This is a genomic window from Marinactinospora thermotolerans DSM 45154 (genome assembly GCF_900167435.1).
GTDB lineage: Bacteria > Actinomycetota > Actinomycetes > Streptosporangiales > Streptosporangiaceae > Marinactinospora > Marinactinospora thermotolerans.
Map to the genome: position 1 here is coordinate 271,944 of NZ_FUWS01000006.1, position 21,312 is coordinate 293,255.

Annotated in this window: 19 protein-coding genes; 12 read left to right on the forward strand and 7 right to left on the reverse strand. The window is 71.8% G+C overall.

Annotated elements, in window-relative coordinates:
• The first annotated feature begins 422 nt into the window (after window positions 1-422).
• From B5D66_RS12845 to B5D66_RS12855, 3 genes are all read left to right on the forward strand, one after another.
• Entirely contained in the window at window positions 423-1,184 is a 762-nt protein-coding gene (locus tag B5D66_RS12845) for an MBL fold metallo-hydrolase (RefSeq protein WP_078761933.1), read from the forward strand.
• Window positions 1,185-1,640: 456 nt separating this feature from the next.
• Complete coding sequence (locus B5D66_RS12850) at window positions 1,641-3,434, forward strand: thiamine pyrophosphate-requiring protein (protein ID WP_078761934.1); 1,794 nt, start codon at window positions 1,641-1,643, stop codon at window positions 3,432-3,434.
• A 197-nt stretch (window positions 3,435-3,631) separates the two neighbouring features.
• Entirely contained in the window at window positions 3,632-3,859 is a 228-nt protein-coding gene (locus B5D66_RS12855; RefSeq protein ID WP_078761935.1) for a hypothetical protein, read from the forward strand.
• A gap of 73 nt (window positions 3,860-3,932) precedes the next feature.
• Here B5D66_RS12855 and B5D66_RS12860 read toward each other — a convergent pair whose 3' ends face one another.
• Window positions 3,933-5,243 carry a hemolysin family protein gene (locus B5D66_RS12860; RefSeq protein ID WP_078761936.1) on the reverse strand — a complete coding sequence of 437 codons (1,311 nt, stop codon included), beginning with the start codon at window positions 5,241-5,243 and terminating at the stop codon, window positions 3,933-3,935.
• A 595-nt stretch (window positions 5,244-5,838) separates the two neighbouring features.
• Between B5D66_RS12860 and B5D66_RS12870 the strand changes: the two genes are divergently transcribed.
• Together B5D66_RS12870 and B5D66_RS12875 are read left to right on the forward strand one after the other, a co-directional pair.
• Entirely contained in the window at window positions 5,839-6,429 is a 591-nt protein-coding gene (locus B5D66_RS12870) for an RNA polymerase sigma factor (protein WP_078761938.1), read from the forward strand.
• A complete protein-coding gene (locus B5D66_RS12875) occupies window positions 6,426-7,484 on the forward strand; it encodes a CU044_5270 family protein (RefSeq protein WP_078761939.1) in 1,059 nt (352 codons plus the stop codon). Before B5D66_RS12870 ends, B5D66_RS12875 begins: the two co-directional genes overlap by 4 nt.
• A 32-nt stretch (window positions 7,485-7,516) precedes the next feature.
• Here the strand turns inward: B5D66_RS12875 and B5D66_RS12880 are convergent, their stop codons facing one another.
• The 3 genes from B5D66_RS12880 to B5D66_RS12890 form a co-directional block, all read right to left on the reverse strand.
• Complete coding sequence (locus B5D66_RS12880) at window positions 7,517-8,113, reverse strand: alpha/beta hydrolase (RefSeq protein ID WP_078761940.1); 597 nt, start codon at window positions 8,111-8,113, stop codon at window positions 7,517-7,519.
• A gap of 726 nt (window positions 8,114-8,839) precedes the next feature.
• Window positions 8,840-9,775: a lactate/malate family dehydrogenase gene (locus tag B5D66_RS12885; protein ID WP_078761941.1), complete on the reverse strand. Its 936-nt coding sequence runs from the start codon at window positions 9,773-9,775 to the stop codon at window positions 8,840-8,842.
• Between the two features lie 114 nt (window positions 9,776-9,889).
• Window positions 9,890-10,648 (reverse strand): L,D-transpeptidase family protein, encoded by a 759-nt coding sequence (locus tag B5D66_RS12890; RefSeq protein ID WP_078761942.1) that lies wholly within the window; start codon window positions 10,646-10,648, stop codon window positions 9,890-9,892.
• Between the two features lie 153 nt (window positions 10,649-10,801).
• On the opposite strand from B5D66_RS12890, the gene B5D66_RS12895 reads away from it, so the two are divergent.
• Window positions 10,802-11,374, forward strand: a complete 573-nt coding sequence (locus B5D66_RS12895) for a hypothetical protein (RefSeq protein WP_078761943.1) — start codon at window positions 10,802-10,804, stop codon at window positions 11,372-11,374.
• A gap of 22 nt (window positions 11,375-11,396) precedes the next feature.
• Here the strand turns inward: B5D66_RS12895 and B5D66_RS12900 are convergent, their stop codons facing one another.
• The 3 genes from B5D66_RS12900 to B5D66_RS12910 form a co-directional block, all read right to left on the reverse strand.
• Complete coding sequence (locus tag B5D66_RS12900) at window positions 11,397-12,365, reverse strand: ferric reductase-like transmembrane domain-containing protein (RefSeq protein ID WP_078761944.1); 969 nt, start codon at window positions 12,363-12,365, stop codon at window positions 11,397-11,399.
• 340 nt (window positions 12,366-12,705) lie between these two features.
• The gene (locus B5D66_RS12905; RefSeq protein WP_235000962.1) at window positions 12,706-12,915 is read right to left on the reverse strand and encodes a hypothetical protein; all 210 of its coding nucleotides are present in this window, start codon (window positions 12,913-12,915) and stop codon (window positions 12,706-12,708) included.
• A gap of 466 nt (window positions 12,916-13,381) precedes the next feature.
• Window positions 13,382-14,239, reverse strand: coding sequence for a phosphatase PAP2 family protein (locus B5D66_RS12910; protein WP_235000963.1), 858 nt, complete (start codon window positions 14,237-14,239; stop codon window positions 13,382-13,384).
• Between the two features lie 545 nt (window positions 14,240-14,784).
• Here B5D66_RS12910 and B5D66_RS12915 point away from each other — a divergent pair.
• The 6 genes from B5D66_RS12915 (at window position 14,785) to B5D66_RS12940 (ending at window position 21,302) form a co-directional block, all read left to right on the forward strand.
• Window positions 14,785-15,462: a GntR family transcriptional regulator gene (locus B5D66_RS12915; protein WP_078761947.1), complete on the forward strand. Its 678-nt coding sequence runs from the start codon at window positions 14,785-14,787 to the stop codon at window positions 15,460-15,462.
• 273 nt (window positions 15,463-15,735) lie between these two features.
• Window positions 15,736-16,839: a pyruvate dehydrogenase (acetyl-transferring) E1 component subunit alpha gene (gene pdhA / locus B5D66_RS12920; protein WP_078761948.1), complete on the forward strand. Its 1,104-nt coding sequence runs from the start codon at window positions 15,736-15,738 to the stop codon at window positions 16,837-16,839.
• 13 nt (window positions 16,840-16,852) lie between these two features.
• Window positions 16,853-17,851, forward strand: a complete 999-nt coding sequence (locus tag B5D66_RS12925; protein WP_078761949.1) for an alpha-ketoacid dehydrogenase subunit beta — start codon at window positions 16,853-16,855, stop codon at window positions 17,849-17,851.
• Between the two features lie 16 nt (window positions 17,852-17,867).
• Window positions 17,868-19,148: a dihydrolipoamide acetyltransferase family protein gene (locus tag B5D66_RS12930; RefSeq protein WP_078761950.1), complete on the forward strand. Its 1,281-nt coding sequence runs from the start codon at window positions 17,868-17,870 to the stop codon at window positions 19,146-19,148.
• 126 nt (window positions 19,149-19,274) lie between these two features.
• The gene (locus B5D66_RS12935; RefSeq protein WP_078761951.1) at window positions 19,275-19,931 is read left to right on the forward strand and encodes a GNAT family N-acetyltransferase; all 657 of its coding nucleotides are present in this window, start codon (window positions 19,275-19,277) and stop codon (window positions 19,929-19,931) included.
• A gap of 6 nt (window positions 19,932-19,937) precedes the next feature.
• A complete protein-coding gene (locus B5D66_RS12940) occupies window positions 19,938-21,302 on the forward strand; it encodes an MFS transporter (RefSeq protein ID WP_078761952.1) in 1,365 nt (454 codons plus the stop codon).
• Window positions 21,303-21,312: the final 10 nt, after the last annotated feature.

The following is a 21,312-nucleotide window of genomic DNA, read 5'->3' on the forward strand; positions in this document are numbered from 1 at the left end:
GGCCGGACGGCACCCCACGGCCGAGGGGCGCCGCGGCCGGCCGGGAGACACGGACGTCCGACTCCGAGCGCGTCCGCCGCGATGCGGAGACAACGCCGGTCCCATGGCCCCCGGGGGACGCTGCGCCCGGCTCCGGCCGCGCGGCCGCCCCCTCCGGGGTGGCTGCCCGATCCGCCCCGCCTCGGGAATCACCGGGCCGGACGGGCCCGCTCCCGGACCACACGCGCGGCAAAGGGCCTCCCCGCGAGGCCGGCCCCCTCCCCGTCCCGAGGGGGACGCCTCCGACACTGCGGCGCGTCACCGTACCGGGCGAGTGGCGTGGCCGCGCAAACCGGCTGCCTCCCACACCGAGGACCGTCAGACTGCTGCCACGGTCCCCGAGCGCGATGCCGGTGACCACGTCCATCCCATCGAGGAGCAGCATGCGAGCAGGCGACGTCGTCCAGGTGGCCGAAGGCGTCCACTTCGCCACCGGTAGCAACACCAACTGGGTCATCCTCGTCGAGGGGGCCGACCTCACCCTGATCGACGCCGGATATCCCGGCGACGCCGACGCGGTCGAGGCGTCCATCCGCTCGATCGGTCACCGTCCCGAAGCGGTGCGGGCGATCCTCGTCACCCACGCGCACGTCGACCACATCGGCTCGATCCCCCGCTTCCTCGCCCGTTATGACGTCCCCGTCTACATGGACGCCCGGGAGGTCCCCCACGCCCGGCGCGCCTACCTGGAGCAGGTCACCCCGGCCCAGATCCTCGCCAACGCCTGGCGTCCCGGCGTGCTGCCCTGGGCGGTGCACGCCGTGCGCACCGGCGGGCTCACCCACGTCGAGGTGCCGCAGGCCCGCGCCTTCCCCTCCGCCGGTGCCCTCGACCTGCCGGGGCGGCCGGTCCCGGTGCCCACCCCGGGGCACACGTCGGGACACTGCGCCTATCACCTGCCGGCGGTGGGCGCGCTGGTGACGGGGGACACCCTGGTGAGCGCGCACCCCACCTCGCGGTTGCGGGGCGGCCAGTGCCTGCCCGCCATGTTCAACCACGACGGCCCGGGCACGGTGCGGGCGCTGGAGGAGCTGGAGGGTCTGGCGGCGGACCTGCTGCTGCCGGGGCACGGTCCGGCCGTCCGGGGACCGGTCCGCGACCGCGTGGCCGAGGCGAGGGCGAACGCCGCCCGACGGCGTCCGTGATCGCCGTCGATCCGCCGACACGGGGCGCCACTCTTTGCAATTGCTCGCATGCAAACTGTAGTGTCTCCAGGTGAGAGCGGTACCCAATACCGCTTCTCGCACCATATGCCCTCGCATGTGTGTGGCGAGCGGGCCCTCAAGCGGCGTCCGGCGAGACGTCCAGGGGGGCTGAGGGCCCGCTCCTCCTCCAGCGGCGAGGGCGACGAGCGACGGAGATCGCCCCCGCACGTCTCCTCCCTTCCCACACCACGTTCCGTAAACGGGCGATCGCACTTCTCTTCCCTTCTCTCTCGCGCCCCGCCGAACACGCCGTCCCAACGCCGGTCCGGCCTTCCGCGCCGGGAATGTCCGACAGGCGACCGGGTAGCGGCCGGTGAGACGCTCCCGCACCTGGGAGCCCGCATCCGTGAAGTCGAGGGTGGAGGCACCCGCGCGCACTCCACGAAGGGAACGACCATGGCGGACCTCGTCTCCGATCACGTCCTGAAACGCCTGCGGGAATGGGGGGTGGAGCACGTCTTCGGCTACCCCGGCGACGGCATCAACGGACTGCTCGCCGCCTGGGAGCGCGCCGACGACTCCCCCCGCTTCATCCAGGCCCGGCACGAAGAGCTGGCGGCGTTCGAGGCCACCGGTTACGCGAAGTTCTCCGGCCGTGTCGGCGTCTGCGTCGCGACGTCCGGGCCGGGCGCCATCCACCTGCTCAACGGGCTCTACGACGCCAAGCTCGACCACGTCCCCGTGGTCGCGATCGTCGGCCAGACCGCGCGCAGCGCGATGGGCGGCTCCTACCAGCAGGAGGTCGACCTGATGTCGCTGTTCAAGGACGTGGCCGGCGACTACCTACAGATGGTGACCGTCCCCGAACAGCTCCCCAACGTGCTGGACCGCGCCATCCGCATCGCCACGGCCCGGCGTACCGTCACCGCGGTCGTCATCCCCGCCGACGTCCAGGACCTGGACTACTCGCCTCCCGGCCACGAGTTCAAGATGGTCCCCTCCAGCCTCGGCGCGTCCTCGGGCGAGGTCGTCCCGCCCGCCGACGGGCTCGCGCACGCCGCGGAGATCCTCAACGCGGGCCGCAGGGTGGCCGTCCTGGCCGGTCAGGGAGCGCGCGGCGCCGCTCGGGAGCTGACCGAGGTCGCCGACGTGCTGGGCGCCGGGGTGGCCAAGGCGCTACTGGGCAAGGACGTCCTGCCCGACGATCTGCCGTTCGTCACCGGGGCCATCGGCCTGCTGGGCACCCGTCCCTCCTACGAGATGATGCGTGACTGCGACACCCTGCTCGTCGTCGGCTCCAGCTTCCCCTACAGCCAGTTCCTGCCCGACTTCGACCAGGCCCGCGCCGTCCAGATCGACGCGGACCCCGCCATGCTCGGCATGCGCTACCCGTTCGAGTGCAACCTTCCCGGCGATTCGGCCGCGACCCTGCGCGCGCTGCTTCCCCTGCTGGAGCGCGAGGAGGACCGGTCCTGGCGGAAGGGGATCGAGGACAACGTCCGACGGTGGTGGCAGGTGATGGAGCGGCGCGCCCACGTCACGGCCGACCCGATCAACCCCGAGCGGGTGTTCCACGAGCTGTCCCCGCTGCTGCCCGAGGACGCGATCGTCACCGCCGACTCGGGGTCCGCGGCCAACTGGTACGCCCGTCACCTGCGGTTCGGACCGGGAATGAGCGGCTCGCTGTCGGGCACGTTGGCGACCATGGGGCCGGGCGCGCCCTACGCCACGGGGGCGAAGTTCGCCCACCCCGGCCGTCCGGTGATCGCGCTGGTCGGTGACGGGGCGATGCAGATGAACGGCATCAACGAGCTGATCACCATGGGGCTGTACCACCACGAGTGGGAGGACCCGCGGATCGTCGTGGGCGTGCTCAACAACCGCGACCTCAACCAGGTGACCTGGGAGCTGCGGGCGATGGGCGGCGCCCCGCAGTTCCTGCCCTCACAGCGGCTGCCCGACTTCCCCTACGCGGCGTTCGCCGAGAGCATCGGCCTGCGGGGGATCCGGGTCGAGGATCCCGAGGAGGTGGCCGGCGCGTGGCGGAGCGCGCTCGCCGCCGACCGCCCCTGCGTGGTGGAGTTCGTCACCGACGGCGCGGTGCCCCCGATCCCGCCGCACGCCACCCTGGAACAGATGGAGAGCGTGGCCGCCGCCCTGGCCAAGGGCGATCCCGACGCCTGGTCGGTGGTCAAGGAAGGGGTCAAGGCCAAGGCGCAGGAGTTCCTGCCCGGCGGGAAATCGAGGTAACGGACCACCGTTTCCTCGGGGATTTCCCGACCTCTCCTTGCGTCACCCCAGGTGGGGGGTTAATTCACCGATGGGACCGACTCTTTGGGAACCGTCCCCGTATGACCACCGTTGCGTGGGGTGATCCGCCCCGCACGGCCGTGGACTCCCGTGGGGGCCGGATCGTCACTTTGCCGACAACGAGACAAGGAGACGGCATGGCCGTATCGGTGGACCTGGACGGTGTCGTGGACAAGGCCTGGGCCGACAAGGAGCTGGCCGAGGTGCTGGCCGCCCCGGTGAGTGCCCTGAAGGGCGTGTCCGAGCGCGACGGTGAGCTGCTGAAGGAGGCGTTCGGCATCGTCACGGTCGCCGACCTCGCCGCCAACAAGTACTTCGCCAACGCTTCGGCGCTGGCGGCGGTGGCGAAGGCCACCGGCGCCTGAGCGGTTCCGCGATGACAGAGGGGCCCCGCGGCTCGGACCTCCGCGGGGCCCCTCCCCTATCCTCCCTCAGCGGTCACCCCTTGTCCGCCCCCACCTCACCGGCGCCACGCGAACTCGCCTCGACCGGGACGAGCCGGACCTCGGTGATGGCCCGGCCGTCGGTGGCGCTGACGGTGGCCGTCCAGCCTCCCAGGTCGACCCGCTCCCCCGGCTCGGTGGGGATGTGGCCGAGCCGGGCGATGAGCAACCCGGCGATGGTGACGTAGTCGCCCTCGGGGGCGTCCGCGAAGGCGATGTCGAGGTCATCGAGGTCGTGCACCGGGAACGTGCCGGGCATCAGGATGGCCCCGTCGTCCAGCCGGGTGACGGTACGGATGTCGGAGTCGGTCTCGTCGTAGATGTCGCCGACGATCTCCTCCAACAGGTCCTCCAGGGTGACGATGCCCTGGGTGGAACCGACCTCCCCGATGACGAAGGCGAGCTGCTGGTGTTCGGCCGTCATGCGCTGCAGGGCCAGGGAGACCGGCAGGGAGTCGGGAAGCAGCAGCGGGACGCGCGCGAGCTCGCCGACACTCCCCGAACCGCGGAGCAGATCCGACCAGTGGACGACACCGACGATGTCGTCGAGGTCGTCGTCGGCGACCACCGGGGCGCGCGAGTGCCCACGCTCGGCGAGGACCCGAACGGCCTCGTCGGCGGGCAGGGCCGCGGGCAGGGCGTCCACGTCGCGACGTGGCACCAGGACCTGGCGTAGGCGGCGGTCGGTGATCTCGAACGCGCCGGACAGAATGGTGCGCTGTTCGGGAGCCAGCCCGCTCTGGGTGGAGATCAGGTCGCGCAGCTCCTCCTCGGTGACCTCGTCCCGGTTGGCCTTGGGGTCGCCCCCGGTCAGCCGCACCACCAGGTCGGTGGAGACGCTGAGCAGCCACACCGCCGGACGCGAGATCGCGGCCAGCAGGTTGAGCGGGCGCGCGGCCAGCAGCGCCCAGGTCTCGGCCCGCTGCATGGCGATGCGCTTGGGCGCGAGCTCGCCGAAGACCAGGGTGACGAAGGTCAGCACGATGGTGACCAGCACGATCGCCGCCGGGCTGGCGGCCGCACCCAGAACCCCGCTGAGGGGTTCGATCAGCGGCTGGGCCAGGGCGACGGCCGCGGTCGCCGACGCGAGGAACCCGGCCAGGGTGATCCCGATCTGGATGGTGGCCAGGAACCGGTTGGGGTCGCGGGCCAGCCGGGCCACCAGCCGCCCGCCCGCCCCCTGCTCCTCCAAGCGCTTCAGCTGCCCCTCCCGCAGCGTGATGAGCGCGATCTCGCTTCCGGCGAACGCCGCGTTCAACACGACCAGGACCAACACGAGGCCGATCTGGACCCCGTAGCTCTCCATGGGAACCCTCACCCCAACCGTTAGGACCGGAAAGTCCGGGATCTTCCCAGAAGCGACCCTCTTCACACTTGAGCGGCTGGAATGCGGACGGGAACCGGCTCGACCTGGACGATGGTCGCCCGTCCCGACGTCGAGGAGTTCCCGGACGACGTCCACCTGCTCGGTGTGGTGCGCGTTCTCCAGGGACATGCGGAGGAGGACCCACCTCAGGGGGACCGTCTCCCCGGACCAGGCGATACCGGTGTGGTCGGGGACGCGCCCGGCGCTCACCGACCGGCGACCTCCCGCGCACGCGCGTAGGACGCCACGGTCTCCCCGGTGCGCTCGTGCGGCTCCACCCGCAGGTCGGCGTCGGGGCGAAGGGGAGCGATCGGTCGCCGAAGGTCTCACACGACCAGGTCCGACAGGGCGGTCCCCGACGGCGTATCAACCGTCGCGCCATCGCGTCGTCCGGCCCCTCGTTCCACCCGCGTGGACAACCGCCTTCGCCCCTGGCGGGGGCGGCGACGGCGGCCGAGAGGAAAAAATCCCGGGAGCCCGTAATAACGGCCCCGTGGCGGACATGAGAGGACGACACCGCACCGGAAGGAATCCGATGACGCGATCCGAGGAGGATCCCGACGCCTCCACGAGCGACGGGTTCGCCCGCCTGTTCGAACGGCACTATCCCGACGTCTACCGCTACGCCCTGCGCCGGCTGGGTCCCGATCAGGCCGACGACGTGGCGGCGGAGACGTTCGCGGTGGCCTGGCGCCGCCGGGACCGGATACCCGGGCACGCTCCGCTGCCCTGGCTCTACGCGACGGCCCGCAACATCGTGCTGGCGCGCAGTCGGGGCGCTCGACGCCGCGGCGAACTGTTCGGCCTGTTCGACGGGGAGCCACCGGGGCTCCCGGCGAGCTCCGACGCCGCCGGGCAGGTCCTCGACCGCCAGACCGCCCTGTCCGCGCTGAAGGCGCTGCGCCCCCGAGAACGCGAGCTGGTCATGCTGCTGGCCTGGGAGGGGCTGGACATGCCCGCGGCCGCGCAGGTCCTGGGCTGCACCGTCGCGACGGCCCGGGTGCGGCTGCATCGGGCGCGCAAGCGCATCCAGCGGCTTCTCGCCGACTCCGCGGCCCAGCCCGACGGCGACGGCCCCGGGCCGCTCCCCCTGACCCGTCCCACCCTCGTGGAGGAGAACCGATGAACGCCGACGAGCAGGTCGTACGCGATCTTTTCGCACCGCATGATCCGGCGGCAGGGACCCGGCCCGACCCCGAGCGGATGGACCAGGCCCGCGCCGGCATCCAGACCGGGACCGTGCCCGCGTCCGTGCGGGGCGGCCCGGCCCGAGGCCGCCGGCCCCTGCTGCTCGGCCTGGCGGCGGGTGTCGCCACGCTGCTGCTGACGGGGGTGACGTTGTACCGCGATCCCGGAACCGCCGAAGCCACTCCACCGCCGGCGCCGCTCAGCGTGCTCCCCGGGGAGCTGGACGACGCGGGGGAGGAGCTGCGGGAGCTGGCCGAGCGGGCCGCGGCGCGACCGGCCACGGCGGGAGAGGGCGAGGTCGCCTACGTCCGCCTCTCCCGGTGGAACCTCACCCTGTCGCAGGACCTCGACACCGGAGAGGAGGGGTGGGGGATCGCACCGGTGGACGAACAGGTCTGGCGTTCCCCCGACCACACCGGCCGGGTGGTCGAGCGGCCCCGGCCGGCCGAGCACCTGGCCGGCGACCGCGGCCCCATCGACGCCCTGTTCGAGCCCGAGGCCACCGAGTACGAATGGTCGCACCCCGACGAAGGACTCCAGTTCAGCTGGGCCCCGGGGACGCTGGCGGAGGACCCCGACACCCTGCGCCGGCAGCTCGCCGAGGGGGACGGCATCGAGAACGCGGAGGTCGACACGGCGGAGGTCTTCTACGGGTTGCAGCGTCTCTACCAGGAGATGCCGGTGTCCCCAGGGGAGCAGGAGAGGATCCTGCGCATGCTCGCCGAGGACGACGGCGTGCGCCTCGCGGGTCAGGCCACCGACCGCGAGGGCCGCACCGGGGTGCTGTTCGTGGCGGAGGATCGCCTCTTCTCCGAGGGGGGGACCCTCCAGCGGCGCATCATGTTCGACGCCGACACCGGGATGCCGCTCTACCACGAGACCGTGGCCATGGAAGGGGACACGACCGACATCGCGGACGGCTCACCGGTGGTGAACGAGTACGTCGTCCTGGTGGAGTCGGCGTGGGTGCGGGAGGTGGGCGACCTTCCGTGATCCCGGGACGGGCCGGCGCCCGCGCGCCCTGGTCACAGCGCGGTGTCACGCACGCGCAACCACGCCTGGGCGGCGTCGAGTGCCGGCCCGCTCACCGCGTCGCCCTCCCCCGGGTGCCAGTGCAGCACCACGTCGGCACCGCAGCGCCGCAGGTCGGCGGCGAGTCGCTCCGACTGGAGAGGGTCGGTGACGCGATCGGCGCGCCCCGCCGCGATGAACGCCGACCGTCCCGTCAGGTCGGGGCGGGGCGGGTCGTGCAGGACCGGAGCCGGCGCGAACATGACCGCCGCGCGCAACAGGCCCGGGTGGAGCAGGAGGCTGGCGGCGGCGAGGGACGCGCCGTCGGAGCGTCCGACCGCGATGACGCCGTCGGGGTCGAGGCCGTAGTGGATGGTCGCCTTATCGACGAATCGCTCCAGGCGGACCACCCGTTCCTCGACCTCGCGTCCGTCCATCCCGTCGTGGACGCCGAACCCGCGCGGGGCGAGCAGGGCGGATTCGGGCAGGAGGCCGCGTCCCACCGCGACGAGCTCCTCCTCATCACCGTCGGGTCCGTGCAGCAGCAACAGCAGTGGGTGGCCGGGGCGCTCGGCGGGGTGGAAGACGTGGTGGGGCGCTGTCGTGTCCATGCTGCTCCTCCTGGGTCGGCAGGCCGGCGTGGCGCGATCGCGGCCCGCTACCCACCTCTTCTGCTCGCCAACCCTTTCCCCCGGGGGGAGGAGGCCGCTTCCGGCCGGACGCGGGGCACCGGCCCCTCGACAGGGATCCCACCGGCGCGTAGTATTCGTACACGCGTTCGAGTCTCGGGGACTCGGACACAGGCCGCTCCGCGCCCCCTCCATAGCGGGACGGCCGAGGGGCCGGCGTCCTGCGCGAGACGCCGGCCCCTCCCCCTTTCTTTCACAGCTCCCGTGTCCGCGGACTCGAAGACATGACGCCCCTTCGCACGGCCGAACCCGATCGGCCCATGCGTCTCAACCGGTCGGCCACAGCAACACCCGTCCACCAGGTACGCAAACCCCCGAACAGCGGTACCCAACCGGGACGACCAGCCCCTCCCCCGGTCCACGGCCACGGATTCGAAGACATGACGCCCCTTCGCACGGCCGAACCCGATCGGCCCATGCGTCTCAACCGGTCGGCCACAGCAACACCCGTCCACCAGGTACGCGAAGACCTCCGGACACCGCTGCCCAGCCGGGGCCACCGGCCCCCTGACCCCACTCCCATGTCCGCGGGTGAGCGGCGCGGCGCCGAACCCGCGCGCGTGGTCCCGGCGGGCCTCCCCTCACCGGTCCGGATCCGACGCCCCCACACCTCCCGGGGCCCCGCCTGCCCCCGTCGCCGGGAGGGGGTTAGACCAGGACGGTGGAGGCCGCCTCGCGCAGGGTGCGCGCGCTGGCCTCCAGCGCCGCCCGCTCGGCGTCGTCCATCGCCGGTTCGATCACCTCACGCACCCCTCCGGCGCCCAGCACCGAGGGCAGCGACAGCGTGGTCCCCCACGCGGGGCGGTGCGAGGCGACCGGGAGCACGGTGCGCTCGTCCCGGGCCACGCAGCGCACCAGCATGGCGGCCACCGCGCCGATGCCGTAACGGCTGGCACCGGTGCCCTCGATGATGTCGATGTTGGCGTAGCGCACGGCCCGCTCGACCTCGGCGCGGAACCGGTCGACGTCGTGCCCGGCCCGCTCGGCCAGGTGGAGAGCTGGAACGCCCCCGACCGCGGCCGTGGACCACAGGAAGACCCCGCTGGTGCCGTGTTCCCCGATGATCTGGGCGTGGACCGATCGCGGGGTGACGCCCAGCGCGTGGGCCAGGCGCACCCGGAACCGCAGGCTGTCGATGACCGTCCCGGTGGAGAAGACCCGGTCGTGGCCGAGGATGGAGCGCGCCAGGTCGGCGAGCGGGTCCGGCGGATCGGTGATGACCATGACGGTGGCCGAGGGCGCCGCCGCGGCGATGGCCGGGACGACGTCGCGGAAGACCCCGGCGTTGTGGTCGAGCAGGCGCAGCCGTCCGCGCGGATCGGAACGGTCGGTCGCGCCGCCGGCCTTCTCGTTGAGGCCCGCGGTCACGACCACGACCCCGGCTCCGGCCAGGTCGTCGGTGGTCCCGGCGCGCACGTCCACCTCGGGGTACATCGGCGCGGCGTAGCCCAGGTCGAGCGCGACCCCCCTGGCCCGTGCCGTGTCCTGGTCGACCAGGACGATCTCTCGGGCGATCCCGTGGTAGACCAGCCCCACGGCCACCATCGCGCCGACCTTCCCGGCCCCTACCACCGCGACCTTCACCCTGCCTCCTGCGCACCCGACCGTCTTCGCATCGGTGGCACGGGCTGCCCCGCCCCCTCCCGGTCATAGGTATCACGACCTGGGCCGGAAGGACTGGGAAACGCGGGAGGCGGGTCAGCGCACGATGACGGTCTTGCCGTGGTCGAGGTGGCCGCTCTCCCACAGCCAGTCCATGGCCGGGGTGCTCACCCGGGCGCACCCGTGCGAGGCGGGGTAGGGGGGAACCGAGGGATAGCCGTGGATGGCGATGCCGCCGTTGAAGTACTTGGGCCGGTACAGCGCGCCGAGCGGGCCGGGGTCCCAGGCGTCCACCTCGCGGAAGACGGTGTAGGCGCCGGTGGGGGTGACGGCGACGCTCTGGCGTCCCCGGGACTCGTAGGTCTCACCCGATCCGGTCGAGGTGTTGAAGACCTGCTCGACACGGCCGTCGGAGACCACGAGGAGCAGCTGACGCTCCAGGTCGATCTCGATCGCCTCGCCCGAGGCGGTGGCCTCGGGCCGCACCCCTTCCCGGAGGGCCTTACGGGTCTGGGGTCCGACCACGCCGTCGCGGTCGATGCCCGCGGCCTTCTGCACGGCGTAGACCGCCTGCACGGTGAGGTCCTGGAACAGGCCGTCAGGGGTTCCCGTCCAATAGCCGAGCTCGTTCAGGCGTTCTTGGAGCTCACGGACCTCGGGACCGGAGTCGCCGCGGTTGAGCAGCTCGGAACCACCGAGGTCGATGGGCAGGATCGCGGCGACCGACGACGGTGCTCCCGCGACCGTGGCCGCCTGCGCGGGGGCGGCGAATCCGGTGACGGCGAGCGCGGACAGCGCCAGTGCGGCGATCCGCGCCGTACGCCTGGGGAGGGGGCGGACTTCAGGAGTGGCCATACGCCGTCTTTACCCATCCTCGACCTTCCCTTTAACGTTGCGCGCCGAAACGATCACGGAAAGGCAGGGAGCCGTCCACGTCACCCCCGCCCCACCAGGGCGAACCCTCACGACCGGATTTTCCGCTTTTTCGGACTGTCTACGATCGTGGCCATGACGATCACACGGGCCGACACCCCCCTCAGCACCGAACAGGTCATGGCGCTGCTGGCCGAGCTCGGTGTCACCGCGAGCGCCGGACAGGGCTCGGGGGACGGATCGACGGCTCTGGGCCTGGCCTACGCGCTCGTCGGAGCCGCCGAGCGCAACGCGATCGACACCGAGCGTGCCGCGCTCCGCGCCGGGACCAGCCCCGCCGAGTTCGGCGCCACCGCGCGGAGCCGGACGCTGGCCGCCGGGGTCCGCAGTGAGACCGAGGAGTTCGCCCTGGTCGAGTGGCAGGCCACCCGGCTGGCCCAGGCCATCGGCTCGCTCGCCCATAACCGCGACTCCGCGGGGCCGGCCCCGGCCGGCGGCGACCGCCTGCTCCGGGCCGTCGAGCTCGTCGCGGCGGCGCTCTCGGCCCTGCTCTGCGCGGCGGGGGCCGCCCGCGACCCACAACGGGACGAGGACGGCGCGCGCACGGCGATCGACGGCCTGCGCCAGGCCGTGCGCGCCCTGGACCGGGCACGGGCGTCGGTCCACGAGGCGGTGCTGGTGGACGAGCCCGCCGTCCACACGCTGTGACCCGCCCACGGCCCCAGGCGGATCAGCCGGTCCCCTCTTCGGTGTGGGTGGCGTGTCCGTCCCCGGCGCCCGGCGCCGGGCGCCCGCCGTCCCTGCCGGTGACGACGACCGCGACCAGGGCGACGATCACCAGGACGGCCGCGGCGCGCCCGGCCAGCCTCAGCCAGACGGGCAGGAGGCCGCGCCGCCTGTCGCCCCCGCCGGCGCGCAGCCGCTCGCCGCGGCGGGACGGTCGGAGCAGGCGGGCCAGCAGCAGGACGGCGATGGGGAGCTGGGCGAGCCACAGGGCCGTGCGCGGCCAGCCGTCGTACCAGACGTTGGTGCCGTACAGCAGGGTGTGCCAGACGGCGAGCACGTAGCAGACGATGACGAACCGGTGCAGGTTGCGCCACGTGCGCGCGCCGATCCGGTGGCGCGCGTAGAACATCAGACCCAACGGGAGCGCCAGGTACATCGCCGCCTGGCCGATCGGGATGGCGATCTGCCCGGTGCCACTGGTGTAACCGCCGGGGACGAAGGTCTCCAGGTAGGCCGCGCCGATCCGGGCCGCCCACCCCAGCTCGTCCTCGTAGCGGACCAGTTCGGCGAAGAACATCAGCGCGTGGGCGAACATGAGCGCGATCGCGCTCAGGGAGGTGGTGCGGTGCAGGCGTTCGATCCGGGCCACCGACGTGGCGAGTCGGCGCGGCCGGGGTCCCGAGAGCAGGAGCCCCAGTACGACGGTGCCCCACGCCCACAACAGGGCGGACCAGCCGAAGGCCTGGCTGAGCCAGTACATCCAGTACTCGTCGGCGTCGGCGAGGAAGGGCATGACGGCGACGGTGTCGGAGGTCCCGGCGCGCACCCGCGCGTAGAGGACGACGAAGACCGTGGCGGTGACGAGCAGGGCGGCCAGCGCGTCGGGGATAGCGGCGCGGAGGTCGGCGCGCAGCCCGGTGGGTCGGCGCCGTCCGCCGGACGGGTCGGTGGGGGGCGAGGCGAGTTCGGACATGTCGGCTCCGCCGTTCCGGTCGGTGGCTGTGTCCCCCCGCACGGAGAACGTAACCGACACGAGGCGGGGGAGTACAGACTGTTCTCCCGGCCCGCGACGGCGCCCCGCGTTTCCGGCACCACGAGGGCCGCCACGGCCTCGGATCGTCCCCGGTCCCCGCGTCCCGCCGACGGGGAGGGCGCGGAGGCGGCCGATCAGGTGACCGCGTTCCCATGGCGGCGAGGGGTCCACGCGACCACGCCCTGCCGGTGACGACACGTGGACCCCGGCCTCAGGGACCGGGGTCCACGTCGAGGACGGCGGCACCGGCCGTGTGGGACCGGTCCCACACGACGGCGGATCACACGTGCAGGCGGACCGCCCGGAAGACCTCGATCTCCTCCCCGGCGTCGACGCTGGTCTCCCCCGTCGCCTCGAAGTCGACCGTGTAGTCGTCGCGCTTGTAGCGGTACCTGTCCTTGGGGTCGGCGACCTCGGCGACCGTACCGTCGAGGTCACGGACCGCGTCGAAGGAGGCGTCGGCGGGAACCGAGAGCCTGATCCGCTTCATGTCCGGCTGAAGGATCGACACGGGCACCTCTCGTCTGTGTGGGAGCGCATCCGGAACGGCTCCCTGTGTAGCCAAATGTAGGGCTGCCACGCCGCGGCGCGCGACCGCTGGAGGAACCTCACGGCAGGCCGGAACACCGGCGCGAAAAAAATCCGAAGAAGATGTTTGGTCACTGTTCAAGGGGTAGTAGCACGGCCGAGCGGTCACGGTGAGCCGGGGTGATGGGGGTCCCCCGGACGTCACCGGGGGTTCGCCGCCCCGATCGGGGGATCTCGGGGCAGGAGGGCACGGGGGGTTCCCTCCGGGCGAGCGACCGTGGAGCGGGGTCCGTGTGGAAGCGCCTTCAGGCGCCGGCCTACGGGCCCCGCCTTCTTGTGTCCCGCATGAGCACGTGTCGAGGCGGCCCCTCCCGAACACGGAAACGGCCGCCGCGCGATGCGCGACGGCCGTGGGAGGCGTTCCGGGGCTATTCGGCGGCCGCCGCAACCTCGTCGTCTTGGCGACGGAACGGCCACCAGTTCGTGGTGCGTCCCTCGGGGATCATCCGGTCCAGCCGGATCGTCAACCGCAGGGCGAAACCGCCGGCGATCATCCCGGTCACCAGGTCGGTGAACCAGTGGAAGTGCAGGTAGGCCGAGACCACCGACTGCAGCACCGCGATCATGACGATGCAGTAGGCGAGCCGGTGCACGATATGCGGCCGGGCCGCGCGGTAGCGGACGATCAGGAACAGCACCAGGCCGTAGATCATGATCGCGTTCGCGCCGTGCCCGGAGGGGAAGGAAACCCCGCCCTCGGAGAAGAACGACGGGTCGTAGGTACGCGGGTGGCTGCGGGCGAGCAGCAGCTTCATCGAGGCGACCAGGCAGATCATGCCGAAGACGCCACCGGCGCCGAGGATGATCGGCCGCCAGGAGCGGTGGTGGTAGGCCAGGTGCAGTGCCACGACGGTCAGCACGGGCAGTGCGACGAATCGCGAGGCGACCGTGTCAGGCCATAGGATCAGGAACACCCTGATCTCATCCCAGAAGGGGCGTGGCAGGGTGTTGATGAAGTTGTCGACAGGGTGCAACGGTCCCGCCGACAGCACCGTCATCGTCACCAGCGCCACGGCCAGGAGGATGGCGATCTTGTCCGACGCCAGTCCCCAGGCGATCTCGCTGACGGTCGGCCAGGTGACCCGCTTGGGTCCGTCCCTGTCGGGACGTGGGCCGTTGGAGATGGTGACGGGACCACCAGAGGGGTACCCGGACCGACGGAACGCGTGGTTGGAATGCCCGGCTCGGTTTGGCGGCTTGGGCCGGATCCGCGATGTGTGCATCATGTGCTCAGTGCTGTCTCACGTGGTGTGGGCTGGCCTGCGGCACGGTCGTGCGTAAGGGGGACGGGCTCGCCGCTGGGTCTGTCTCGGTGGGGTCGTAGGGGTTGGGGAACGGGCGCGCCCTTGTACGCGCCCGCGCAGCCGGGAAATACCGCGTTCCGTCAAGTCGACATGAGGAGCGCCATCGTGACGGCTCCCGGGCGCCACGGCGGACCGTGGCTCCCACCGCGCTCCGGTGACCGTTGTTGGGGGCGGTCCTCCCGAGGCGGCAGCCTGCTTTTCAGAACATTTCCGACAGGAGAGCATAGCGCGCCGGGCCACCTCGACATGCCCCGACCTGTTGAAGTCGGTCCTTCTACCTCGCACTTTCCGCCGCGGACAGCTGCCGGGCGCGCATCGGACGACCAATCGGCGCGACATGTTCATCCAGGTGGCCGGAGGAGAGGGGACACGGGAGGGCGGCCGGCCGCATGCCGGTGAACGCGCCACGATGTGGCACTCTCGTTGATGCCCTCCCCCACCCCGTACTCCGAGCAGAAAGGCCGTCGATGGTCGACCTCCCCGAGAGGCCGGACGACTCCTCCCGGCTGGCCCGTAACCCGTTACGGGAACAGATCCGCCGCGTCCTGGTCGACGGCCTGCTGGCCGGTCGATGGCAGCCCGGGGAGCGCATCGTCGAGCGGCGCATCGCCGCCGAGCTCAACGTGAGCCAGGCGCCCGTGCGCGAGGCGCTGCGCGAACTGGAGACGCTGCGGCTGATCGAGTCGGTGCCGAACAAGGGGGCGCGGGTACGCGACTTCGGCGTCGAGGATATGGCGGAGATCTACCCCGTGCGGGCCGGGCTCGAACTCGTCGCGGCCGAACTCGCGGCGCCGAGGCTGGCCGAGGACATCCGTCCCCTGGAACGCGAGGTCGAGGAGCTCAAGCGGGCGACCGCCAACGGGGACGTCGAGGAGCAGATCAAGCACAGCGTGGACTTCCATCGCGAGATCGTGCGGGCGGCGCGCAACAGCGTGCTGCTGCACACCTGGGAGTCCCTGGGCGTGGAGGTGTGGACGGCGCTGTCGGTGCGCTGGCTGAACATGGAGTTGCACGCCAAAGCCGCCGACCACCACCAGATCACCGAGGCGTTCCGCCGCCGCGACCCCGAGGTGGGCCGGATGCTCAGCGACCACGTGCTCAACTATGTCGAGGCCGCGCTGAAGACACGGGACGCCATCGGGTGATCCGACGGGAGGGAGACCGCCTCCCCTCTCGCATTACCGCCCCTTCTGCGAGGAAAGTCCAGGATCTCCCTTAAAGTCGTATTGATCGATCATCGATCAGTACGTAGAGTGTGCGCGACGAACCTCACATTGAACATCGCAGCCACCCCGCGCGCCCGCCGTTGAGCCCGGTTCCGGCGCGCGGCCCGTGACGAGGCGCCACCGCGCGTCACGGAGCGGCCCCCGGACCCACCGGCCCGGACCGGCCGAGCCCGCACGTAGAAAGGCACCACCATGGCTGACACGGCCAAGCCGAAGGGCGGCGGCACTGCCAGGAGCACTGGCGGCCGCCGGCGGAGCCGCAAGGACACCGCGCCGAACATCGCCGACGAGCAGCCGAAGACGCTGCTGGACTACTACCGGCAGATGCTGCTCATCCGCCGGTTCGAGGAGCGCACCGCGCAGGCCTACACCCAGGCCCGTATCGGCGGCTACTGCCACCTGAACCTGGGCGAGGAGGCCACCATCGTCGGCCTCATGACCGCCCTCCAGGAACGCGACTACCTCTTCACCAACTACCGCGAGCACGGCTACGCCATCGGCAAGGGCATCAGCCCGCGCAGCGTCATGGCCGAGCTCTACGGCCGCTCCACCGGCGTGTCCAAGGGGTGGGGCGGGTCGATGCACATGTTCGACACCCAGACCCGGATGCTCGGCGGCTACGGCATCGTGGGCGGCCAGCTCCCCCTGGCCACCGGCGCCGCGCTCGCCATCTCCTACCGCGGCGGCGACGAGGTCGTCATGTGCCAGATGGGTGACGGCACCACCAACATCGGGGCCTTCCACGAGTCGCTCAACATCGCGGCGCTGTGGAACCTGCCCATCGTGTTCGTGGTCGTCAACAACTTCACCGGCATGGGCACCACCGTGGAGAAGTCCTCGGCCGAGCCCGAGCTCTACAAGCGCGGATCGTCCTACCGGATGGAGGGCGTGCGCGTCGACGGCCAGGACGTGCTCGCCGTCCGCGACGCCGCCACCGACCTCGTCGAGCGTGCGCGCGCCGAGCAGAAGCCGTTCCTGCTCGAGGCGATCAGCTACCGGATGAAGGGCCACTCCGTCGTGGACCCGGCCAAGTACCGCACGGCCGAGCAGGCCGAGGAGGCCAAGGCCAACGACCCGGTCCTCGCGTTCGAGCGCCAGCTCGAAGAGGCCGGCATCCTCACCGAGGAGATCAAGCAGGAGATCGCCGACTCGGTCCGCGACGAGGTGACCGACGCCGCCGACTTCGCCGAGAACAGCCCGCACCCCGAGGTGTCCACGCTGTTCGACTACACCTACGCCACCCCCGTCCCGAACGAGTCGCGCCGCATGCCCGCCGACCCGGTCTTCGCCGAGTAGAGAAGGAGCGGTCATGTCCGTTATCACTTACCGCCAGGCACTGCGCGACACGCTCCGCGCGGAGATGCACCGCGACGAGAACGTCTTCCTCCTCGGTGAGGAGATCGGTGTCTTCGAAGGCTCCTACAAGATCACCGAGGGGCTGCTCAAGGAGTTCGGCGAGCGCCGGGTGCGCGACACCCCGATCGCCGAGGAAGGGTTCGTCGGCGCCGCGATCGGCGCGGCGATGCTGGGCCTGCGCCCGGTCGTCGAGATCATGACGATCAACTTCTCGCTGATCGCGATCGACCAGATCATCAACCACGCCGCGAAGATCTACGGCATGTTCGGCGGTCAGACCAGCGTGCCGATGGTCATCCGGACCCCGGGCGGCGGCGGGCAGCAGCTCGGCGCCACCCACTCGCAGAACATCGAGCTGTTCTACTCCTTCATCCCGGGCCTCAAGGTGCTCGCCCCCAGCACCCCCGCCGAGGCCGCGTCGATGCTGCGGGCCGCCATCCGCGACGACGACCCGGTCCTGTTCCTGGAGAACCTCGGTCTGTACAACACCAAGGGCGAGGTTCCCGACGGTGACGAGAGCGTCGCCGAGATCGGCCGCGCCGCGGTGACCCGCGAGGGCACCGACATCACGCTGATCGGCTACTCGCGGATGGCCATGGTCGCCGGCCAGGTCGCGGAGAAGCTCGCGGCCGAGGGCATCAGCGTGGAGGTCGTCGACCTGCGCAGCCTGCGCCCGCTGGACCGCGACACCATCGTGGAGTCGGTCCGCAAGACCGGCTGCGCCGTCGTCGCCGAGGACGACTGGCTGACCTACGGCATCGGCGCCGAGATCGCGGCCTCGATCCAGGAGGGCGCCTTCGACTACCTGGACGCCCCGGTGCGCCGGGTCGCCATGGCCGAGGTTCCCATGCCCTACGCCAAGCCGCTGGAGACGGCCGCGCTGCCGTCGATCGATTCGATCACCACCGCCGTCAAGGAGACCCTGAGCGCCGTGGGCCGGCGGGTCGGATAAAGGGGATAACCACACGATGTCTGAGATCTACATGCCGCGCCTCTCCGACACCATGGAGGAAGGCGTCATCAGTAGCTGGGTCAAGAAGGTCGGCGACAAGGTGGCCCCCGGCGACGTCCTCGTCGAGATCGAGACCGACAAGGCCGTCATGGAGTACGAGGCCTACGAGGAGGGCTTCCTCGTCAAACAGTCGGTCTCCGAGGGCGAGACCGTGCCGATCGGCGCGGTGATCGGCGTCATCGGCGACAGCCCCGACGCCGTGCCCGACGAGTCCGGCTCCGGCGACGCCGCGCCCGCGCAGGAGGAGGCTCCCGCGGAAGAGCAGCCGAAGGCCGAGGAGAAGGCCGAGCCCAGCGCTGCGACCGGTCCGGCCGACGGCGCGCCGCGTCCGCGTTCCTCCCCGCTGGCCCGCCGGCTGGCCCGCGAGTACGGTCTCAACCTCGACGACATCGAGGGCTCCGGTCCCAAGGGCCGGATCGTCCGCGCCGACATCGAGGCCGCCGCCAAGAAGCAGTCCGCCTCCGCGCCCGCCCAGCAGGAGGCGCCGCGGGAGCAGCCGAAGGCCCCCGCCCCGCAGGCCGCGCCGCAGGAGAAGTACGACGACGGACGCGACTCCGAAGAGGTGCCGGTCAACAACGTCCGCAAGGTGATCGCGCGCCGCCTGCTCCAGAGCAAGCAGGAGGTCCCGCACTTCTACCTGCGGCGGACGATCGACGCCGAAGCGCTCAAGGCGTTCCGCGCCGAGGTCAACGAGCGTCTGGCGGACACCGGCGTCAAGATCAGCTTCAACGACCTCATCGTCAAGGCGGTGGCGACCACGCTGCGCCGCCACCCGGCCGTCAACTCCTCCTGGGTGGACGACCGGCTGCTGCGCCACGGACGCATCAACGTCGGCGTGGCCGTCGCGGTCGACGCTGGACTGGTGGTCCCGGTCCTGCACGACACGGACAAGACCCCGCTGTCGGAGATCTCCACCAAGACCAAGGAGCTCGCCGCCAAGGCGCGCGACGGCAAGCTGAAGCCGCAGGAGATGAGCGGCGGCACGTTCAGCGTCAGCAACCTCGGCATGTTCGGCGTGGACAGCTTCGCCGCCGTCATCAACCCGCCGGAGGCCGCGATCCTGGCGGTGGGCGCGATGAAGCAGGAGGCCGTGGTGCGCGACGGCGAGATCGTCGCCCGCAACACCATCGCGCTGGAGCTGTCGGTGGACCACCGCGCGGTCGACGGCGCGGTCGGCGCGGCCTTCCTCAAGGACCTCGCCGAAACGCTGGAGGAGCCGATGCGGATCATCCTGTAGGACAGGAACCGCTTGGATCACCTCGTCGCCCGCTCCGGCCGCCTGGCGTGCCGGAGCGGGCTTCGTCGTCATGGACCGGCGACCCCGGGTCGACGGTCCGGGGAAACAACCACAGGGAGAACAGCAGTGCCGCTCGATCCGCCCACCCGCCCCGACGCCGATGTCCGCGAGGCGACCACCGACGACCTTCCCGTCATCGCCGACACCCTCGCCGACGCCTTCGCCGACTACCGGTGGACCCGCTGGGTGCTGCCCGCCGACGACTACGAACGCCGACTGCGGGCGGTGCAGCTCTACTACGCCGAACGGGTCGGGCTTCCCCACGGCCGTGTGTGGGTGGCCCGCGACGGTGCCGCCGTGGCCGTGTGGACCCTGCCCGATGTCGCCCTGCCCGAGGAGCTGTTCACCGCTGCGGAACTGGTGGAACTGCACGGCGACCGCGGCGCCGTCATGGCCCGGGCCGAGGAGCTCCTGGCCCCGCACCGCCCGCAGGAGCCCTGCTGGTTCCTCGCCACGGTCGGGGTGCGGCGCGCGGACCAGGGCAGCGGTCTGGGACGCGCCGTCCTGGCCCCGGGGATCGCCGCGGCCGAGGCGAGCGGCCATCCGGCCTTCCTCGAGACCGCGGACGAGGGCAACGTCGGTTTCTACCGGAGCCTCGGCTTCGAGGTGACGGCCGAGGTCGCGCTCCCCGGTGACGCGCCGCGCGTGTGGTGCATGCTGCGGCGACCACGCGCGGACAAGGTCGCCGGATCCCTGGAGGAGCGGTCGCGCGGCGTGTTCTAATGCCGCATGGCCTCCCCGCCCCTCCCCCGTTCCGTCCACGTGGGTTACGGCCTGGGTTCCCTGGTGACGGGTTCCTTCGCCACGGTTCCCGGCCTGGTGCTGCTGTACTACCTCACCGACGTGCTGGCGGTCTCCGCGGGGGTGGCCGCGCTCGTGGTGTTCCTCCCCAAGGCCTGGGACGTCCTCGCCAACCCCTGGATCGGCGGGCTGTCCGACCGCACCCGTTCGCGCCTGGGTCCCCGCCGGCCGTGGCTGCTGGCCGGGGCGCTCACCCTGCCGGTGTCGTTCGCTGCGGTCTTCCTGGCCCCACCGCTGGACGGGACGGGCGCGGCCCTGTACGTGGCGGTGGCCTTCCTGGTCGCGGCGACCGCGTTCGCGGTGTTCCAGGTGCCCTACGTGGCGATGCCCGCGGAGATGACCGACGACCCCGGTGAACGCTCCCTGCTGATGTCGTGGCGCATGGCCTTCCTCGGCGTGGCGATCCTGCTCTCGGGGGCCGTCGCCCCCGCGATCGCGCAGAGCCAGGGCGGAACCGCGGAGGGGTACCGGCTCATGGGGATCGCGGTGGGCGGCCTCCTGCTGGTGGGCACGCTCGCGGCGTTCCTCGGCACCCGCCGCGCCCCCCTGACCGGCCGTCTGGAGTCGGAGGGGCGGCTCCGGGAGCGGATCGCCGCCGCCCGGTCCAACCGCCCCTTCGCCCTCCTGTTCTGCGCGTTCGTCCTCCAGGCGATCCCCGCGGGGATCATGCTGGCCGGCGCGCCCTACTTCGCGACCTACACGCTGGGGGCTGCCTCGGCCGTCACCCCGCTCTTCGTCTGCCTGGTCGGTCCGCTCATCGTGACGATGCCGCTGTGGCTACGCGCCTCCCGCCGGCGTGGAAAACGCTCCTGCCTGTTCGCCGCGGCCGGGTTCTTCCTGGTCGGAGCCGCGGCGATCGCCGCCACCCCGCTTCTCCCCGCCGCCTGGGCGGCCTCCTACGCCTACGGCTGCGTGGCCGTGGTCGGGATCGGTTACGCCGGGACCCAGATGCTGCCGTTCGCGATGTTGACCGACACGCTCGCCCTGGACGCCGCGGTGTCGGGACGGCGCCGCGCCGGCCTGTTCACAGGGCTGTGGACGGCGGGCGAGACGCTGGCCATGGCGGCCGGCAGCGGGATCTACGCCCTCGTCCTCGCGCTCGGCGGGTTCGTCTCCTCCGACGCGGCCGTCCAGGTGCTCCAGTCATCGAGCGCCCTGGCCGGGATCGTCATCGGAATGAGCCTGCTACCGGCCGCCCTGATCGGCGTGAGCCTGCCGTTCGTGCGGTGTTACGACCTCACCGAGGAACGGCTGACCGCCCTTCTGGCCGGCACCCGTGAAGGTTCCACGTGAAACACCGGAG

Bases quoted from the DNA above. Each gene is read 5' to 3' on its own strand.
- B5D66_RS12845 (WP_078761933.1), top strand. From the start codon at position 423: ATGCGAGCAGGCGACGTCGTCCAGGTGGCCGAAGGCGTCCACTTCGCC.
- B5D66_RS12850 (WP_078761934.1), top strand. From the start codon at position 1,641: ATGGCGGACCTCGTCTCCGATCACGTCCTGAAACGCCTGCGGGAATGG.
- B5D66_RS12855 (WP_078761935.1), top strand. From the start codon at position 3,632: ATGGCCGTATCGGTGGACCTGGACGGTGTCGTGGACAAGGCCTGGGCC.
- B5D66_RS12860 (WP_078761936.1), bottom strand. From the start codon at position 5,243: ATGGAGAGCTACGGGGTCCAGATCGGCCTCGTGTTGGTCCTGGTCGTG.
- B5D66_RS12870 (WP_078761938.1), top strand. From the start codon at position 5,839: ATGACGCGATCCGAGGAGGATCCCGACGCCTCCACGAGCGACGGGTTC.
- B5D66_RS12875 (WP_078761939.1), top strand. From the start codon at position 6,426: ATGAACGCCGACGAGCAGGTCGTACGCGATCTTTTCGCACCGCATGAT.
- B5D66_RS12880 (WP_078761940.1), bottom strand. From the start codon at position 8,113: ATGGACACGACAGCGCCCCACCACGTCTTCCACCCCGCCGAGCGCCCC.
- B5D66_RS12890 (WP_078761942.1), bottom strand. From the start codon at position 10,648: ATGGCCACTCCTGAAGTCCGCCCCCTCCCCAGGCGTACGGCGCGGATC.
- B5D66_RS12895 (WP_078761943.1), top strand. From the start codon at position 10,802: ATGACGATCACACGGGCCGACACCCCCCTCAGCACCGAACAGGTCATG.
- B5D66_RS12900 (WP_078761944.1), bottom strand. From the start codon at position 12,365: ATGTCCGAACTCGCCTCGCCCCCCACCGACCCGTCCGGCGGACGGCGC.
- B5D66_RS12905 (WP_235000962.1), bottom strand. From the start codon at position 12,915: ATGAAGCGGATCAGGCTCTCGGTTCCCGCCGACGCCTCCTTCGACGCG.
- B5D66_RS12910 (WP_235000963.1), bottom strand. From the start codon at position 14,239: ATGATGCACACATCGCGGATCCGGCCCAAGCCGCCAAACCGAGCCGGG.
- B5D66_RS12915 (WP_078761947.1), top strand. From the start codon at position 14,785: ATGGTCGACCTCCCCGAGAGGCCGGACGACTCCTCCCGGCTGGCCCGT.
- pdhA (WP_078761948.1), top strand. From the start codon at position 15,736: ATGGCTGACACGGCCAAGCCGAAGGGCGGCGGCACTGCCAGGAGCACT.
- B5D66_RS12925 (WP_078761949.1), top strand. From the start codon at position 16,853: ATGTCCGTTATCACTTACCGCCAGGCACTGCGCGACACGCTCCGCGCG.
- B5D66_RS12930 (WP_078761950.1), top strand. From the start codon at position 17,868: ATGTCTGAGATCTACATGCCGCGCCTCTCCGACACCATGGAGGAAGGC.
- B5D66_RS12940 (WP_078761952.1), top strand. From the start codon at position 19,938: ATGGCCTCCCCGCCCCTCCCCCGTTCCGTCCACGTGGGTTACGGCCTG.